The organism is Nonomuraea sp. ZG12 (assembly GCF_052068115.1).
Classification (GTDB): Bacteria; Actinomycetota; Actinomycetes; order Streptosporangiales; family Streptosporangiaceae; genus Nonomuraea.
Genome location: NZ_JBQHCW010000017.1, coordinates 72,181 through 87,558, shown reverse-complemented (window position 1 = coordinate 87,558; position 15,378 = coordinate 72,181). Strand labels below are relative to the sequence as shown.

16 protein-coding genes are annotated in these 15,378 nt (G+C 70.3%); 7 read left to right on the top strand and 9 right to left on the bottom strand.

Annotation, left to right across the window (positions count from 1 at the left end):
- Positions 1 to 7: 7 nt before the first annotated feature.
- The 3 genes from ACTMTF_RS34160 to ACTMTF_RS34150 all read right to left on the bottom strand — a co-directional run bounded on the left by ACTMTF_RS34160 (position 8) and on the right by ACTMTF_RS34150 (position 2,546).
- Positions 8 to 1,531, bottom strand: coding sequence for an amino acid permease (locus ACTMTF_RS34160; protein ID WP_397011234.1), 1,524 nt, complete (start codon positions 1,529 to 1,531; stop codon positions 8 to 10).
- A gap of 98 nt (positions 1,532 to 1,629) precedes the next feature.
- Positions 1,630 to 2,166 (bottom strand): type 1 glutamine amidotransferase domain-containing protein, encoded by a 537-nt coding sequence (locus tag ACTMTF_RS34155; RefSeq protein WP_441114375.1) that lies wholly within the window; start codon positions 2,164 to 2,166, stop codon positions 1,630 to 1,632.
- Positions 2,167 to 2,198: 32 nt separating this feature from the next.
- Positions 2,199 to 2,546: a DUF2809 domain-containing protein gene (locus tag ACTMTF_RS34150; RefSeq protein WP_397011230.1), complete on the bottom strand. Its 348-nt coding sequence runs from the start codon at positions 2,544 to 2,546 to the stop codon at positions 2,199 to 2,201.
- 28 nt (positions 2,547 to 2,574) lie between these two features.
- Between ACTMTF_RS34150 and ACTMTF_RS34145 the strand changes: the two genes are divergently transcribed.
- The 6 genes from ACTMTF_RS34145 (at position 2,575) to ACTMTF_RS34120 (ending at position 10,015) form a co-directional block, all read left to right on the top strand.
- A complete protein-coding gene (locus ACTMTF_RS34145) occupies positions 2,575 to 4,203 on the top strand; it encodes an ABC-F family ATP-binding cassette domain-containing protein (RefSeq protein ID WP_441114374.1) in 1,629 nt (542 codons plus the stop codon).
- Positions 4,204 to 4,322: 119 nt separating this feature from the next.
- Positions 4,323 to 6,131 carry an ABC transporter substrate-binding protein gene (locus ACTMTF_RS34140; RefSeq protein ID WP_441114373.1) on the top strand — a complete coding sequence of 603 codons (1,809 nt, stop codon included), beginning with the start codon at positions 4,323 to 4,325 and terminating at the stop codon, positions 6,129 to 6,131.
- On the top strand, positions 6,128 to 7,159 hold the full coding sequence (locus tag ACTMTF_RS34135; RefSeq protein WP_441114372.1) for an ABC transporter permease: 1,032 nt from the start codon (positions 6,128 to 6,130) through the stop codon (positions 7,157 to 7,159). The genes ACTMTF_RS34140 and ACTMTF_RS34135 overlap by 4 nt, the downstream gene beginning before the upstream one ends.
- Positions 7,156 to 8,037: an ABC transporter permease gene (locus tag ACTMTF_RS34130; RefSeq protein ID WP_397011222.1), complete on the top strand. Its 882-nt coding sequence runs from the start codon at positions 7,156 to 7,158 to the stop codon at positions 8,035 to 8,037. The genes ACTMTF_RS34135 and ACTMTF_RS34130 overlap by 4 nt, the downstream gene beginning before the upstream one ends.
- Positions 8,034 to 9,008, top strand: coding sequence for an ABC transporter ATP-binding protein (locus ACTMTF_RS34125; RefSeq protein WP_441114371.1), 975 nt, complete (start codon positions 8,034 to 8,036; stop codon positions 9,006 to 9,008). The genes ACTMTF_RS34130 and ACTMTF_RS34125 overlap by 4 nt, the downstream gene beginning before the upstream one ends.
- Positions 9,005 to 10,015, top strand: coding sequence for an ABC transporter ATP-binding protein (locus ACTMTF_RS34120; RefSeq protein WP_441114370.1), 1,011 nt, complete (start codon positions 9,005 to 9,007; stop codon positions 10,013 to 10,015). The genes ACTMTF_RS34125 and ACTMTF_RS34120 overlap by 4 nt, the downstream gene beginning before the upstream one ends.
- On the opposite strand, the gene ACTMTF_RS34115 is transcribed toward ACTMTF_RS34120, so the two are convergent.
- The 3 genes from ACTMTF_RS34115 to ACTMTF_RS34105 all read right to left on the bottom strand — a co-directional run bounded on the left by ACTMTF_RS34115 (position 9,994) and on the right by ACTMTF_RS34105 (position 12,363).
- Positions 9,994 to 10,830 carry an NAD(P)H-binding protein gene (locus ACTMTF_RS34115; protein WP_441114369.1) on the bottom strand — a complete coding sequence of 279 codons (837 nt, stop codon included), beginning with the start codon at positions 10,828 to 10,830 and terminating at the stop codon, positions 9,994 to 9,996. The two genes, ACTMTF_RS34120 and ACTMTF_RS34115, sit on opposite strands and share 22 nt — an antisense overlap.
- A 113-nt stretch (positions 10,831 to 10,943) precedes the next feature.
- Positions 10,944 to 11,585, bottom strand: coding sequence for a maleylpyruvate isomerase N-terminal domain-containing protein (locus ACTMTF_RS34110; protein WP_441114368.1), 642 nt, complete (start codon positions 11,583 to 11,585; stop codon positions 10,944 to 10,946).
- 43 nt (positions 11,586 to 11,628) lie between these two features.
- On the bottom strand, positions 11,629 to 12,363 hold the full coding sequence (locus tag ACTMTF_RS34105) for a nucleotidyltransferase domain-containing protein (RefSeq protein ID WP_441114367.1): 735 nt from the start codon (positions 12,361 to 12,363) through the stop codon (positions 11,629 to 11,631).
- Positions 12,364 to 12,453: 90 nt separating this feature from the next.
- On the opposite strand from ACTMTF_RS34105, the gene ACTMTF_RS34100 reads away from it, so the two are divergent.
- Complete coding sequence (locus ACTMTF_RS34100; RefSeq protein WP_441114366.1) at positions 12,454 to 13,218, top strand: SDR family oxidoreductase; 765 nt, start codon at positions 12,454 to 12,456, stop codon at positions 13,216 to 13,218.
- On the opposite strand, the gene ACTMTF_RS34095 is transcribed toward ACTMTF_RS34100, so the two are convergent.
- Genes ACTMTF_RS34095 through ACTMTF_RS34085 form a run of 3 tightly spaced genes read right to left on the bottom strand, consistent with a single transcriptional unit; the run spans position 13,215 to position 15,304 of the window.
- The gene (locus ACTMTF_RS34095; RefSeq protein ID WP_397011206.1) at positions 13,215 to 14,153 is read right to left on the bottom strand and encodes a ribose-phosphate diphosphokinase; all 939 of its coding nucleotides are present in this window, start codon (positions 14,151 to 14,153) and stop codon (positions 13,215 to 13,217) included. The genes ACTMTF_RS34100 and ACTMTF_RS34095 overlap by 4 nt on opposite strands.
- 18 nt (positions 14,154 to 14,171) lie before the next feature.
- A complete protein-coding gene (locus ACTMTF_RS34090; RefSeq protein ID WP_441114365.1) occupies positions 14,172 to 14,642 on the bottom strand; it encodes an N-acetyltransferase family protein in 471 nt (156 codons plus the stop codon).
- Positions 14,639 to 15,304: an HAD family hydrolase gene (locus ACTMTF_RS34085; protein ID WP_441114364.1), complete on the bottom strand. Its 666-nt coding sequence runs from the start codon at positions 15,302 to 15,304 to the stop codon at positions 14,639 to 14,641. Before ACTMTF_RS34085 ends, ACTMTF_RS34090 begins: the two co-directional genes overlap by 4 nt.
- Between the last annotated feature and the right edge of the window lie 74 nt (positions 15,305 to 15,378).

The following is a 15,378-nucleotide window of genomic DNA, read 5'->3' as shown; positions in this document are numbered from 1 at the left end:
CTGGAGGTCAGTCCTCGTCGACGGTGCGGCGGGGGCCGGTGAACCAGTGGCGGGCTGACAGGCGCCACCACAGGGCGATGCCGATGAGCACCACGCCGACCGCGATCGGCGCGTAGTTGACCGAGGTCCAGGTGAAGTTCTCGTTGCCGGGGACGCCGGCGGGGGAGAACGGCATGATGAAGTAGACGCAGACGATCGCGATCTCGACGCAGGCGATCCAGCCCAGCACCTTGTAGCGCGGGCCCAGCGTCCAAGGGCCGGGTTCAAAGCGGTCGCCCATCCGCAGCCGGAGCCAGATGGGGATCAGGAAGGCCAGGTAGAGGCCGATGACCGCGATGGAGACGACGGCGTAGAAGGCGACCGGGGTGGTCAGGCCGGCGGGGGCGTAGAGGGCGGGCAGGGTGATCAGGGCGGCCACCGCGCAGCCCGCGAGGATGGCGTTGACCGGGGTGCGGTTGCGGTCCACCTTGGACCACAGCCGCCAGCCGGGCACCGCGCCGTCGCGGGAGAAGGCGTACGTCATCCGCGACATGGAGGTCACGCAGCTCATGCCGCAGAAGAACTGGCCGATCGTGGAGATCGCGAAGATGGCGGTGGCCAGCGGCGAGGAGAGCGCCGTGGTGAAGATGGCGCCGACGAAACCGCCCTGGTTGTTGATCTCCTCGACGTTGGTGGCCGCGAACAGGAACGCCAGCAGCAGGATCCAGCCGCCGATCGCCGAGTAGAAGATCGACTGCCACAGGCCCCGGGCGGCGGCCGTGGACGCGCCCTGGGTCTCCTCCGACACGTGCGCGCAGGCGTCGAAGCCGGTGATCGTGTACTGGGTGAGCAGGAAGCCGAGCGGCAGCACGTACAGCCAGAAGGGCAGTCCACCGTCGCCGTCGCCGAAGCCGGAGTTGTTGATGGTCTCGGTGAAGACGAAGCCGAGCGACTGATGCTCGGTCGGGGCGAAGATCAGGATGCCGACGATGACCGCCGCGCCGGCCACGTGCCACCAGACCGAGACGTTCTGCAGCAGTGAGATGAGCCGGTGGCTGTAGATGTTGATCAGCGCGTGCAGGACGAGCACGATGACGAACAGCAGGAACGCCTGGGAGAGCGTGCCTTCCCAGGCCCCGCTGGTCAGCCGGGACAGGGTGATGTTGAGGAAGGTCGCGCAGCCGTAGTCGACGGAGGCGGTGACCGCGATGAGGCCGATGAGGTTGAGCCAGCCGGTGAACCAGCCGTGGATCGGCTTGCCCATCTTGGCGGCCCACCAGTAGATGCCGCCGGCGGTCGGGTAGGCGGAGACCAGCTCCGACATGCAGAAACCGATGATCAGGATGAACAGCGAGATCAGCGGCCAGCCCCAGGAGATGGCGATGGGGCCGCCGTTGTTCCAGGCCTGTCCGAAGGTGGTGAAGCAGCCGGCGAGGATCGAGATGATGGAGAAGGAGATCGCGAAGTTGGAGAAACCGCTCCAGGTCCTGGCCAGCTCCTGCTTGTAGCCGAGCTCGGCCAGCCGCCTGGAATCCTCTTCTGTTGTGCTCATACGACGTACTCCTTGGGGGGCGCGGAGGACGCTATTTGGTCTACATCTAGACCATTTCCTCCGCGCGAGCAAGGAGTTACGGGTGAGTTTCGATGCTGTCAGTCGAACGCGTCGACGGCCGCCTGGCAGAATGCCTTGAGATCATCTGGTTTGCGGCTGGTGACCAGGACGTTCGGCCCGGCGTCGCAGATCACGACCTCCTTGTCCTCCCAGGTTGCCCCGGCGTTGCGCAGGTCGGTCCGCAGGCTCGGCCAGGAGGTCAGGGTGCGGTCGCGGACCACGTCCGCCTCGACCAGGGTCCACGGCGCGTGGCAGATCGCCGCGACCGGCTTGCCCGCGTCGAAGAAGTCCCTGACGAAGCGCACGGCCTGCGGGTCGGTGCGCAGGAAGTCGGGGTTGGCGACGCCGCCGGGCAGCACCAGCCCGTCGAAGTCCGCGGCCGAGACGTCCTCGACGGTGGCGTCCACGGCGAAGGTGTCACCCTTGTCGAGGTGGTTGAAGGCCTGGATCTGCCCCTGCTCGGTGGAGATCAGCCGCGGCGTGCCGCCGGCCTGCTTGACGGCCTTCCACGGCTCGGTCAGCTCGACCTGCTCGACCCCTTCGGGCGCCATGAGGAACGCGATGGTCTTGTCCATGGTGATCCTCTCCTGTGTCGATTCCCCTCCCTCTATCCGGACGATCCCGGCCTACACGTGTGCACGGCACAGGCGAGGGCCGCTCCGACGGCGTACCAGAAGAGGTCCGGCGGGTTGAACGTGCTGCCCAGCACCGGGCGCAGGACGGCGGGGATGTCGCCGAGCTGGGCGAACTCGATCGCCCAGCTCAGCCCGGCCGACACCAGCGCCGCCACCCAGGGGCGGATCGCCGGCCAGGCCAGCACGAGCAGCAGGTAGATCAGCACGGTGTAGAGCGCGTCGCCGGCGTACTTGGCGAACGGGCCGTCCCACAGGAGGCGGATCCCGAGGCCGGCCGCGATGGTGAGCAGGGCAGCGAGAGCAACGGGCAAACGGGACATCTCGCTCACCCTAGTAGCATCGGCGGACATGAGCGCGACCATGGTGGTGCGGGACTTGGCGGCGGGGCACGGGGAGCGGGTGCTCTTCTCGGGGCTGGATCTGGTGGTGAGCCCCGGCGACGTGATCGGGCTCGTCGGCGCGAACGGCGCGGGCAAGTCCACGCTGCTGCGCCTGCTGGCCGGCATCGACCGGCCCGAGCACGGCTCGATCCAGCTCAGTCCGCCGACGGCCACGGTCGGTCATCTGCCGCAGGAGCCGGATCGCCGGCCGGGTGAGACGGTGGCGGAGTTCCTGGCCAGGCGCACCGGCGTCGCGCAGGCGCAGCTCGACCTCGACGCCGCCACGCAGGGGCTGGTCGAGCAGGCGCCGGGGGCCGACGAGGCCTACAGCGTGGCGCTGGAGCGGTGGCTGTCGCTGGGCGGCGCGGACCTGGAGGAGCGGGCCGAGGCGATCGGGCTGTCGGTCAGCCTGGACCAGAAGATGACCTCGCTGTCCGGCGGCCAGGCGGCGCGGGCCGGGCTGGCCTCGCTGCTGCTCAGCCGCTACGACCTGTTCCTGCTCGACGAGCCCACCAACGACCTGGACCTCGACGGGCTGGAGCGCCTGGAGGGCTTCGTCAAGGGCCTGCGCGCGGGGGCCGTGCTGGTCAGCCACGACAGGGAGTTCCTGGCCAGGACCGTCACCAAGGTGCTGGAGCTGGACCTGGCGCAGCAGCAGATCAGCCTGTACGGCGGCGGCTACCAGGCCTACCTGGACGAGCGGGAGGTGGCCAGGAGGCACGCCAGGGAGCAGTACGACGAGTACGCCGGCACGCGCGCCCAGCTGGAGGCCCGCGCCAGGACCCAGCGGGCGTGGATGGAGAAGGGCGTCAAGAACGCCAGGCGCAAGGCCCCCGACAACGACAAGATCGGCCGCAACGCCCGCGTCGAGGCCACGGAGAAGCAGGCGGCCAAGGCCCGCCAGACGGAGAAGATGATCGAGCGGCTGGATACGGTCGAGGAGCCGCGCAAGGAGTGGGAGCTGCGGATGGAGATCGCCGCCGCGCCCCGGTCCGGCGCGGTGACGGCCACGCTGCGCGGCGCGGTGGTCAGGCGCGGCTCGTTCACGCTCGGCCCGGTCGACCTGGAGATCGGCTGGGCGGAGCGGGTGGCGATCACCGGGGCCAACGGCGCGGGCAAGACGACGCTGCTGGCCGCCCTGCTGGGCCGCACCCCGCTCGACGAGGGGCACGCCTCGCTCGGCCCCGGCGTCGTGGTGGGGGAGGTGGACCAGGCCCGCCGGCTGTTCGAGGGCGAGGAGGGGCTGCTCGACGCGTTCGCCCCGCATGTGCCCGAGCTGCCGCCCGCCGAGGCGCGGACGCTGCTGGCCAAGTTCGGCCTGCGTGCGGCGCACGTGCTACGGTCGGCCGCCACGCTCTCGCCCGGCGAGCGGACCCGGGCGGCGCTGGCGTTGCTGCAGGCCAGGGGCGTCAACCTGCTGGTGCTCGACGAGCCGACGAACCATCTGGACCTGCCCGCCATCGAGCAGCTGGAGTCGGCGCTGGCGAACTATCCCGGCACGCTGCTGCTCGTCACGCACGACCGCCGCATGCTCGACGCGGTGCGGGTCGACCGCCGGCTACGGGTGGATCAGGGCAAGGTGTACGAGAGCCACTGAAAATTTACACCGCACAAAGAAACGAAGATGAAACAATTCTCCGTGCCTCGTTGACATGCGGTGTTCGTATGGTGTGCCGTGCTCTACACAGATACCCCCCCGCCTGAAGGTGAGGCATCATGAGGAAATGGCTCGTACGCCTAGCAGCAGTGGGCGTCGCGCTTTTAGTGGCAGGTCAGGGTCAGACGGCCCTGGCGCAGGATCCCTCGGCGGGGAAGAAGACCATCCGCGTCGGTGCGACCCAGGCCGTGGACTCGATGAACCCGTTCCTCGCCGTGCGCCTGGTCTCCACCTCGATCCACCGCTGGATGTACGGCTTCCTCACCGTCCCCGACCACAAGACGCTGCAGCCCAGCCCCGACCTCGCCGAGTCGTGGACCACGTCCGACGACGGGCTCACCTGGACGTTCAAGATCCGTGAGACCAAGTGGTCCGACGGCCGGCCGGTCACGGCCGAGGACGCCGCGTGGACGTTCAACAAGATCATGACGGACGACGCGGCCAAGACCGCCAACGGCCCGGCCGTCGAGAACTTCGAGACCGTCACGGCCAACGGCCAGGAGCTGACCATCAAGCTCAAGGCCCCGCAGGCGTCGATGCTGGAGAACCCGATCCCGATCATGCCCAAGCATGTCTGGGAGAAGGTCACCGACCTGGCCAACTTCACCGGTGACCAGTACCCAGCCGTGACCAGCGGCCCGTACATCGCGGTGGAGCACCAGAAGGACCAGTTCGTGAAGCTGAAGGCGAACCCCGGCTACTGGCGGGGCGCGCCCAAGATCGACGAGCTGCAGGTCGTCTTCTACGACAACCCGGCCGCCTCGATCATCGGCCTGAAGAACGGCGAGATCGACCTGATCGGCCGGCTCAACCCGCCGGACTTCGAGGCGCTCAAGGGCGACGCGAACATCGTCCAGTGGAACCAGCAGGGCCGCCGTGCCGCGTACCTGCAGATCAACCACGGCGCCACCACCACCGACGACAAGGCCGTCGGCGACGGCCACCCGGCGCTGAAGGACCAGAAGGTGCGCCAGGCGCTGCACTACGCCATCGACAAGCAGAAGCTGGTCGACGAGGTGCAGAACGGCCTGGCCAAGCCCGCTGACGGCTCGATCGTGCCGCCGATGTACACCGACTTCTTCTGGGAGGCCGACGGCGACACCAAGGTCACCTACGACGTGGCCAAGGCCAACAAGATCCTCGACGACGCCGGCTACAAGAAGGGCGCCGACGGCGTCCGCACGATGCCCGACGGGGACAGGAAGCTGGAGTTCCGCTTCAGCATCCACACCGACACCCCCATCGAGGACAAGCTGGCCGAATACCTGGCCGGGTTCTTCAAGGAGATCGGCATCACGCTGACCACCAAGAAGCTCGATTCCAGCAAGTTCACCGAGGAGACCGGTGTCACCGGCCTGTTCGACATCGCCATCAGCGGCTGGTCGGTCAACCCCGACCCGGAGGAGGTCCTCGCGACCCACCTGTGCAGCCGCAGGCCCACCCCGTCCGGCGAGGGCGGCGGCACCGAGTCCTTCTACTGCGACGACACCTTCGAGAAGCTCTACAAGGAGCAGCTCAAGGAGCTCGACCGGCCCAAGCGCGCCGAGCTGATCAAGCAGATGCAGGAGCGTCTCTATACCGACGCGCCGGTGATCGCCATCTACTACCCGAACGACCTCGAGGGCTACCGCAAGGACCGGATCAAGTCCATCACCTCCATCCCGGAGGCCGACGGCATCCTGTACGGCGGCAGCAGCTTCTGGCCGTTCTACTCCCTTGAGGCAGTGGACCAGCCCGCCTCCGCGTCCGCCGAGGGCGGCTCCAACACCGGCCTCATCGCCGGTGTGGTCGGCGGCGTGGTGGTCCTCGGACTGGCGGGATTCCTCCTGATGAGGCGGCGTAAGAGCGTCGCGGACGACCGCGAATGACAGCACCGCTCGAAACGGCTGAGCCCGCCGTCGCCCAGGCGGCGGCGGGCCCGGCCCGGCTCGGCACCCTGCGTTACGCGCTGTCGAAAGCCGGCGGGGCGCTGCTCAGTATCAGCATGGTGATCATCGGGACGTTCTTCCTGTTCCGGCTGCTGCCCGGCGATCCGGTGCGCAACCTGGCCCAGGGCCGCAACATGACGCCCGAGCAGCTCGACCTGGAGCGGCGCCGGCTCGGCCTGGACCAGCCGCTGTTCGACCAGTTCCTCGACTTCGTCGGCCAGACGCTGCGGTTCGACCTCGGCACCTCCTACGAGTACAAGCGGCCGGTCCTCGACCTCATCGGCGACCGGGTCGGGGCGACCCTGCTGCTCGCCGGGACCAGCCTGGTCATCGCGGTCAGCCTGGGCCTGTGGCAGGGCATGCGGGCCGGCTGGCGGCACGGGAGCAGGTTCGACCGGTTCTCCACCGGCACCTCGCTGGTGCTCTGGTCGGTGCCGACGTTCTGGCTCGGCCTGCTGCTGCTCCTGGTCTTCAGCTCCTGGTTCCAGTGGTTCCCGTCGCGGGGCATCCAGGACGTGGACGCCCCCGACGGCTTCGGCTACGTCCTCGACGTGGCCCACCACATGGTGCTGCCCTGCATCGCCATGGTCGGCGTGCTCTACGCGCAGTATCTGCTGGTGATGCGCTCGTCGCTGCTGGACGAGGTGGGGCAGGACTACGTGACCACCGCGCGGGCCAAGGGCCTGCGCGACGACGAGGTGCGCAAGCGCCACGCCGTGCCCAACGCGCTGCTGCCCACGGTGACGCTGGTCTTCATGCGCATCGGCTTCGTCGTCGGCGGCGCGGTCACCGTGGAGGCCGTCTTCAGCTGGCCCGGACTCGGCCAGCTCTTCTACGAGGCGATCAGAGTGCCGGACTTCACCCTCATGCAGGGCACCTTCATGCTGATCGCGGTGTCGGTGATCCTGATGAACACGCTGGCCGACGTGGTCTACCACATCCTCGACCCACGGGTGAGGTCGGCATGAGCGTCACCTGGACCCGCAGACGCATGGCGCTCGGGCGCTTCTGGGACACCTTCCGCGGGCAGCGCCCCGGCGTGATCGGCCTGGCCATCCTGGTGATCGCCGTCGCGGCGGCCCTGGTCGCGCCGCTGTTCATCGACGAGAGCGTCACCGGCGTGGTGCGCGGCACCGGGCCCGAGATGGCCCCGCCGAGCTGGGACTACCCGTTCGGCACCGACGAGTCGGGGCGGTCCATCCTGCTGATGGTCTGGTGGGGCTCGCGAACCTCCCTGCTCATCGGCTTCCTCGCCGCGCTGGTCAGCATGCTGATCGGCACCGTGCTCGGCATCGCCGCCGGGCACTTCAGGGGCTGGATCGGCGCGGTCATCCTGCGCGTCACGGACTGGTTCCTGGTGCTGCCCTCGCTCATCACCGCGCTGGTGCTGGCGGCCATCCTGGGCGGCAGCACGTTCACCATCATCATGGCCATCGGCATCACCACCTGGCCGACGACCGCCCGGCTGATCAGGGCGCAGACGCTGGCGGTGGAGGCCCGGCCGTACATCGAACGCTCGAAGGCGCTCGGCGCCGGCCACTGGCACGTCACCACCCGGCACGTGCTGCCCAACGTGGCGCCGCTGCTGCTGGCCAGCACCACGCTGGAGGTCGCCAGCGCCATGGTCACCGAGTCCACGCTGGCCTTTCTCGGCGTGAGCGCGAACAAGACCTCCTGGGGCACCATGCTGCGCGGCTCCTACGACTGGGGCGCGGCCACCAACGGCGCCTGGTGGTACATCCTGATCCCGGGCCTGTGCATCGTCGCGGTCGTGATGGCGTTCACGCTGTTCGGCCGGGCGCTGGAGGCCGTGCTCAACCCGCGACTGCGGAAGGCGGGATCATGACCCTGCTCGAACTGGACGACGTCTCGGTCACGTACCGGATCGCGGCGGGCGAGGTGCCCGCCGTCCGAGGCGTGTCGCTCTCGCTGGACAGCGGGGCGGCTCTCGGGGTCGCCGGCGAGTCGGGATCCGGCAAGTCGACGCTGGCCATGGCGCTGCTGCGGCTCCTGCCGCGCGACGCCCGCGTCGGCGGCCGGATCCTGCTCGACGGCGAGGACATCCTGACCATGAAGTGGGGCCGGCTGCGGGCCGTGCGCTGGGCCGAGGCCTCGATCGTGTTCCAGGGCGCCCAGCACGGGCTCAACGCGGTGCAGCGGATCGGCGACCAGATCGCCGAGCCGATCCTGGTGCACGGCCTGGCCAAGCCCGATGAGGCGGCCAAGCGCGTGGCCGAGCTGCTGGAGCAGGTGGGCCTGCCCGCCTGGCGGGCCCGCAGCTATCCGCACGAGCTGTCCGGCGGGCAGCGCCAGCGCGTGATGATCGCGATGGCGCTGGCGTGCTCGCCCAAGCTCATCATCGCCGACGAGCCGACCACCGCGCTCGACGTGATGGTCCAGGCGCAGGTGCTGACGCTGATCAAGGAGCTGGTCGCCGAGCACGGCATCTCCCTGATCATGATCTCGCACGACCTGTCCGTGCTGGCCGACGTCTGCGACCGGCTCGCGGTCATGTACGCCGGACGGCTGGTCGAGCACGGCCCGTCGCGGGAGGTGTTCCACGATGCCCGGCATCCCTACAGCAAGGCGCTGGCGGCGGCCTTCCCCACCGTGGGCGACCCGGTCTCGCGGCTGGCGCCCAAGGGGCTCGGCGGCGACCCGCCCGACCCCATGCACCTGCCGGCCGGGTGCCCGTTCCACCCGCGCTGCGCGGTCGCGCTGGAGGAGTGTTCGACGTTGGACGTCCAGCTGTGGCCCGCCGGTGACAGCCGCGCCGCCGCGTGCGTACACGTACGGTCGAAAGAGGAGGCGTCATGACCGAGACGACCGAGACGCAGGCGGCGGAGCCCGTGGCGACGGCGAGCAGCACCCTGCTGGAGGCGCGCGACCTGCACGTCGAGTTCACCTCGCGCGGGCGTCGCGCCCGCGCGGTCGACGGCGTGAACCTCTCGCTCGGCGCGGGCGAGATCGTGGCGCTGGTCGGCGAGTCCGGCTGCGGCAAGACGACGCTGGCGCGCACGTTGCTCGGCCTGGAACGCCCCACCTCGGGCGAGGTCCGGTACGGCGGGCAGCCGCTGAAGTACGGCTCCAAGGCGCTGAAGGCCTACCGCAGGCAGGTGCAGCTCGTCCTGCAGGACCCCACGGGCTCGCTGAACCCCCGCCAGACCGTCTACGAGGCGGTGGCCGAGGGCCCGCGCATCCACCGCATGCCCGACGAGGCGGAGGTGGTGAACTCGGCGCTGTCCAGGGCGGGGCTGCGACCGCCCGAGCGGTTCCTGCTGCGCTACCCGCACGAGCTGTCCGGCGGCCAGCGGCAGCGGGTGGTGATCGCCGGGGCGCTCGCGCTGAACCCGAAGGTGCTGGTCGCCGACGAGCCGGTGGCCTCGCTGGACGCCTCGGTGCGGGGTGAGATCCTGGCCCTGATGCTCAAGCTGCGCGACGACCTCGGCCTGTCCGCGCTGGTCGTCACCCACGACCTGGGCCTGGCCTGGAACATCGCCGACCGGGTGGCGGTGATGTACCTGGGCCGGATCGTCGAGTCGGGGCCCGTCGAGCAGGTGCTCACCGCACCCCGGCACCCCTACACGCAGGCCCTGCTGTCGGTGCTGCCCGAGTCTCCCGAACGGGTGGTGCTGACCGGAGAGCCGCCGGACCCGACCCGGATCCCGGGCGGCTGCCGCTTCCACGCCCGCTGTCAGGTGCTCGCCTCGGGCAAGGCCGCCGAGGCGGGCGTGGACGCCAGATGCAGGGGCGAACTGCTCGACATCCTGCCCGCCTCACCGCTGTCCCAGGCGGCCTGCCACTACGCGGACGCCACCGGCTGAAACGCCTCCGCGTGCTCGGCGGCCCACTGGGCGAAGCCGCGCGGTGCCCGGCCGGTGACCTGCTCGACGGTCGGGACCACCGTGTAGCCCACCTCGGGGGTGTTGCCGAGCGCCTCGATGAGGAACTCGACGGTCTCCGCGCCCATGCCCGCCAGCTGCCACTGGGCCCGCGCCTCGTCCCTGCTCAGCTCCACGAACCGGATCTCCGTGCCGACCGCCTCACCGAGCAGGCGGACCTTGTCGCGGGTGGCCACCGCCTCCGGTCCGGTCAGCGTCAGCGTCTCGCCGTGGTGACCGCCCTGGACCAGCACCGTGGCGGCCACCGCGGCGATGTCCCGCTCGTGCACCATGGCGCTCAGCCTGTCGCCGAACGGCTCCTTGACGACTCCTTCGGCCCTGACGGAGTGGGTCCACCACTGCAGCGTGTTGGCCATGAACTCGACCGGGTGCAGCAGCGTCCACTCCATGCCGGTGGCGGCCAGCGCCTGCTCCAGCGGCCCGTCGGCGCGCCCGCCGAGCACGGTCACCCGCCGCACGCCCGCCCGCGCGGCCAGCTCCGCGATCCGGTCGCCGTGCTGGAGGGGCGCGTAGTCGTCGCCGGCGAAGTTGATGAGGTGCGCGGCGTCGACGCCGTCGAAGGCGGCGGCGAGGCTCTCGGGCCGGGCCAGGTCGCCCTCAACGACCTCGACGCCCTCGGGCAGGTCTGCCTTGGCGGGGTTCCTGGTCAGGGCGCGCACCCGCTGCCCGGCCTGGACGAGCTCCTCGACGATGAGGCGGCCGACGGTCCCGGTGGCTCCGGTGACGAGGATGGTCATGGCGAACTCCTTCTACATGCACGGAACGGAACGTTCTGCTCTTATAGTATCAGAACAGAACGCTTCATTCCGCAATTCCGCCGCCCTGGTTCTTCGTCGGGGCGTGCCGGACGCTAGAAGGCGCTTATGGTGGCCGGAGCCCGCTCCGCCCGGCTCAGGGCGCGGACGACCGCCGTCGCTCCATGACGCTGTACGGCCAGCCGCGCCAGCATCTCGACCACCGGGTCGACGACGTCGGACGGCAGCTCGGGCGTCTCCACGCCGACGCTGGCGGCAAGGTCGTCGGAGTGCACGACGAGCTCGATCAGCCGCGTGAGCAGAAAGTCGTCCAGCCGCAGCGACCAGCTCGCCCAGGGCAGGTCGACGACCCTGTCCGCGGGCTCGGCGGGCAGCATGGCTCGCAGGTTCTCCAGCACTTCGGTGGCCCTGGTGACCAGCGTGGCGGGGCCCTCGGCGGCGGCCGCCTCGCCGCCTCGCCTGACGGTCACGTTGCTCTCGTGGTCGAGTCCCGCCTGCACCCAGGCGGACATCGAGAAGTGCTCGATCAGCGGAACCGGCTCCCGGGTCGCCTCGGCCCCCGACTCCAGCACCTGGCGTACCCTGACGAGCTGCAGAGACAGATGCCCGGCCAGGCCCGCGACGCTGAACTCCGTCAGCGCGCTCGGCTTGTCCCAGGCGGCGGCCACGGCCGGATCGCGCAGCAGCGCCACCGCCGACGCCGCGGCCACCAGGTACGACTCCCTGATTTCCCCCATATGCGCCCCTTCCCCCTGATTGGGTGATATTTCGTGTCAAAGACTAGTGCGGGGCCAGGACACGCCGGATGGCGCTCCTGACGAAGGCCCGGGCCAGCTTCCCGCGCCGGAACCTGCTCAGCACGGGCCGGCGCTCCCCGTAGCGCCGGGCCCGGATGTCGGCCACCACGACCTCCGGCGCGCCCAGCTCACCCAGCACGTCCAGCGCCTCCCGCTTGCTGATCAGCCGCCCGTCCCGCAACGTCACCGTCGCCCGCGCGACCGTCACCATGCCCAGATCCACCCACACCTCCCGCAGCCACCGCTTGCGCCCTTCCGTCTTCACCAGCCAGAAGTCACGCAGGTCGGCCCGGACGAAGTCGGCCAGCTCCTGATCCGACACCGGCGGGATCAGCTCGTCCGGCGGCTCGCCGTACAGCTCCAGAGCGCCCGTCAGCAGCTCGCGGCGCGTCACGGCCGTGACCGGCCGCTCGAACAGCTCCTCCATGGCCCACGTCACATGCTCCGTCCCATGATCGGACAGCCGGCCCAGGGGCAGGTAGGAGCAGTGCAGGTGCGGGGCGAGCGGCAGGTCGAGGTCCTGGTGCAGGCTCGCCAGCCCGTCCCGCTGCGCGTCCGTGAGCGGCGTCTCGACCACCGCGACCAGATCGAGGTCGCTGCGTCCTGGCTGGTAGTCGCCCTTGGCCAGCGACCCGTGCGCCCACAGCGCGACCAGCGGCACGACCGGCCTGACCTGCGCGAGGAACTGCGTCAACAGGAGCTCAGTGGCGGTGTGCATGAATATCACTATGATCCAGCCCCGGCTCCGAGAAAAGATCGCGGGAAAAGCCGGTTGCCGGATCGCCGCCGATCCTCGACGATCTCAGGGATGACAGACACCGCATCTCGCCCAGTCGCGCTGATCACCGGCGTGGGGCGCACGGTCGGCATCGGCGCCGGGATCGCCAGGCGGCTCGCGGCGTCGGGCTGGGACATCGCCTTCACCCATTGGAGCCCGTACGACGAGCGCATGGACTGGGGCGTCGAGGCCGGCGCGACCGAGGCGATCGACGCGGCGCTGAGAGACAGCGGCGCGGCCACCGTGGCGATCGAGGCGGACCTCGCCGACGTGTCCGCCCCCGCCATGGTCTTCGACCGGGCGGAGCACGCCCTGGGCCAGGTCACCGCCCTGGTGCTGTGCCACTGCGAGTCCGTGGACTCCGGGCTGCTCGACACCACCGTGGCGAGCTTCGACCGGCACTTCGCCGTGAACGCGCGGGCCACCTGGCTGCTGATCCGTGAGTACGGGCTGCGCTTCCGGGGCACCCCGGGCACCGGCCGGATCATCAGCCTCACCAGCGATCACACCGTCGGCAACCTGCCCTACGGCGCCAGCAAGGGCGCGCTGGACCGCATCACCCTGGCCGCCGCGCACGAGCTCGCCCACCTCGGGGTCACCGCCAACGTCATCAACCCGGGGCCGGTGGACACCGGCTGGATGTCGGACGAGGTGCGGGAGACCTGCCTGCGCCAGACACCGCTCAACCGCCTCGGCACGCCGCAGGACACCGCGCACCTCGTCGACTTCCTCTGCTCGCCGCAGGGCCAGTGGATCAACGGCCAACTGCTCATGAGCAACGGCGGCTTCGGCTAGGGAGTGCCGAACAGCGCGCTCACCGACTCGCCGTAGTGGATCCGCCGCATGGCCTCCGCCAGCGCGGGGGCGATCGACAGGACCGTGAGCTTGTCGCTCGGCTTGGGCGGCGGGACCGTGTTGGTGCAGACGATCTCCTCGACCTCCGGCAGCGCGCCGAGCCGCTCCACCGAGCCGTCGGCGAACAGGCCGTGCGTGCAGGCGACGCGCACCGACCGCACCCCCAGCTCGCGCAGCCGGTCCAGCAGCTCGATGACCGTGCTGCCCTTGGCGATCTCGTCGTCCAGGATGATCACGTCCTTGCCCGCGACGTCGCCGATCACCGAGCTGATCACCACCCGGTCGTCGGGGAAGCGCTGCTTGGCCCCCATCGCGACCCCGGTGCCGAGCAGCCGGGCGAAGTGCGCCGCCTCCTTGGCGTTGCCGAGGTCGGGGGAGACCACGACCGTGTTGGACAGGTCGTAGCGGTTGAAGTGCGCGGCCAGCTCGCGCAGCGCGTGCAGGTGGTCCACGGGAACGCTGAAGAAGCCGTGCACCTGCGGCGAGTGCAGCGTCATCGCCAGCACCCTGCTGGCGCCCGCCGCCACCATCAGGTCGGCCACCAGCCGCCCGCCGATCGAGATGCGCGGCGCGTCCTTCTTGTCCGAACGCGCGTAGGCGTAGTGCGGCAGCACCACGGTGGTCCTGGCGGCCGACGCTCCCCGGGCGGCGTCGAGCATCAGCAGCAGCTCGACGAGGTTCTCCTGGGTGGGTGGCACGAGAGGCTGGATGAGGAAGACGTCACGCTCGCGGCAGTTGGCCTGGAGCTGGACCTCGATGACGTCGTTGGCGAAGCGGTCGACCTTGACGGGATGGAGGGGAGTGCCCAGGTGGGCGCATATCTCCTCGGCCAGAGCGGGATGGGCGCTGCCAGAAAAAACCGTGATGTCTCGCACGATTCACAAAGGATAGCCTCACGGGCTGAGGTAATGGTGGAGCAGGGCGGGCTCACCGGCGGAGTTCAGCCATCGGGCCCGGGTGCTGGCGAACCTGCGCCAGCCGTGCCGCTCGTAGAAGGCGATGGCGGCCCCGCCCTCGTCCGACACCTCCAGGACCAGGGGGCCGCCGGCGGCGACCCGTACCTCGTCGAGCAGGCGGGCGGCGAGCCCGCCACGGCGGGCCGGCGGGGTGACGAACAGACGGGTCACGGCCCCGCCCAGAGTGACCCCGAGCGACTCCGCCGGCTCCGGCCCGGTCCTGGTCAGCCCCACGTGCCCGAGCACGGCGCCGTCCGCCACGGCCACCCAGGCGGCGGTGAGGTCGTCGGGGGTCAGCCAGGCCCGGGGGTCGTCCGGCCAGTTCACCGGGTAGCGGTCGGTGGCCTGCACGTCGGCGAGGGCCTGGACGCAGGCGTCCAGGTCCGCGTCGGTCCTGAGGCGGATCATCGCCCGAGGAGCTCGGGGGTGAGCGAGCCGAGGTCGTCCACCACCTGCCAGGCCAGAGCGAGGGCGTCGGGGGCGGGCGGGTAGCGGGGGTGGGGGACGGCGATGACGCGCATGCCGGCCGCGTCGGCCGAGCGCAGGCCGTTGCTGGAGTCCTCCACGGCGACGCAGCTCCTGGGGTCGACGCCGAGCCGCCGGGCCGCCTCCAGGTAGCCGTCGGGTGCGGGCTTGCCGCGCGCGACCTCCTCGGTGGAGACCGTGGCGGTGAAGCACTCGCGCAGCGCGCTGGCGTCGAGCGCCACGTCTATCAGCGCCCGGGGCGACGAGCTGGCCAGGCCCAGCGTGAACCGGTCGGCGAGCCGCCGCACGGCCGCGGTGGCGCCCTTCATGAGCGGCACGCCCTCGCGGTAGTGGGCCGCCATCTGGTCGATCACGCCGCGGGCGATCTCGTCGGGAGGCAGCTCGACGCCGAGTTCGTGCAGGTACGCCGCCCATTCGCCGGTGCTCATGCCCATGAGCCGCGACTGGGTGTCGTGCTGCCAGGTGCCGCCGTGGTCGGCGACGAAGGCACGCCGGACCTCCTCCCACACCGGCTCGGAGTCGACGAGCACCCCATCAAGATCGAACACCCACGCTTCCACCCCGAATCCCCCCAGATCACTCACGACGCCGCCATGTCTTGATATTTCCGGATATGCAACGGAGGTTCATGGTATTTCGTACGTTCATTGACCGTGCC

What these genes read in the sequence shown, in the direction of transcription:
- ACTMTF_RS34090 (WP_441114365.1), bottom strand. Translation starts at nt 14,642, where the DNA reads ATGATCCGCCTCAGGACCGACGCGGACCTGGACGCCTGCGTCCAGGCC.
- ACTMTF_RS34115 (WP_441114369.1), bottom strand. Translation starts at nt 10,830, where the DNA reads ATGACCATCCTCGTCACCGGAGCCACCGGGACCGTCGGCCGCCTCATC.
- ACTMTF_RS34110 (WP_441114368.1), bottom strand. Translation starts at nt 11,585, where the DNA reads ATGGGGGAAATCAGGGAGTCGTACCTGGTGGCCGCGGCGTCGGCGGTG.
- ACTMTF_RS34135 (WP_441114372.1), top strand. Translation starts at nt 6,128, where the DNA reads ATGACAGCACCGCTCGAAACGGCTGAGCCCGCCGTCGCCCAGGCGGCG.
- ACTMTF_RS34105 (WP_441114367.1), bottom strand. Translation starts at nt 12,363, where the DNA reads ATGCACACCGCCACTGAGCTCCTGTTGACGCAGTTCCTCGCGCAGGTC.
- ACTMTF_RS34145 (WP_441114374.1), top strand. Translation starts at nt 2,575, where the DNA reads ATGAGCGCGACCATGGTGGTGCGGGACTTGGCGGCGGGGCACGGGGAG.
- ACTMTF_RS34160 (WP_397011234.1), bottom strand. Translation starts at nt 1,531, where the DNA reads ATGAGCACAACAGAAGAGGATTCCAGGCGGCTGGCCGAGCTCGGCTAC.
- ACTMTF_RS34120 (WP_441114370.1), top strand. Translation starts at nt 9,005, where the DNA reads ATGACCGAGACGACCGAGACGCAGGCGGCGGAGCCCGTGGCGACGGCG.
- ACTMTF_RS34130 (WP_397011222.1), top strand. Translation starts at nt 7,156, where the DNA reads ATGAGCGTCACCTGGACCCGCAGACGCATGGCGCTCGGGCGCTTCTGG.
- ACTMTF_RS34155 (WP_441114375.1), bottom strand. Translation starts at nt 2,166, where the DNA reads ATGGACAAGACCATCGCGTTCCTCATGGCGCCCGAAGGGGTCGAGCAG.
- ACTMTF_RS34140 (WP_441114373.1), top strand. Translation starts at nt 4,323, where the DNA reads ATGAGGAAATGGCTCGTACGCCTAGCAGCAGTGGGCGTCGCGCTTTTA.
- ACTMTF_RS34100 (WP_441114366.1), top strand. Translation starts at nt 12,454, where the DNA reads ATGACAGACACCGCATCTCGCCCAGTCGCGCTGATCACCGGCGTGGGG.
- ACTMTF_RS34125 (WP_441114371.1), top strand. Translation starts at nt 8,034, where the DNA reads ATGACCCTGCTCGAACTGGACGACGTCTCGGTCACGTACCGGATCGCG.
- ACTMTF_RS34150 (WP_397011230.1), bottom strand. Translation starts at nt 2,546, where the DNA reads ATGTCCCGTTTGCCCGTTGCTCTCGCTGCCCTGCTCACCATCGCGGCC.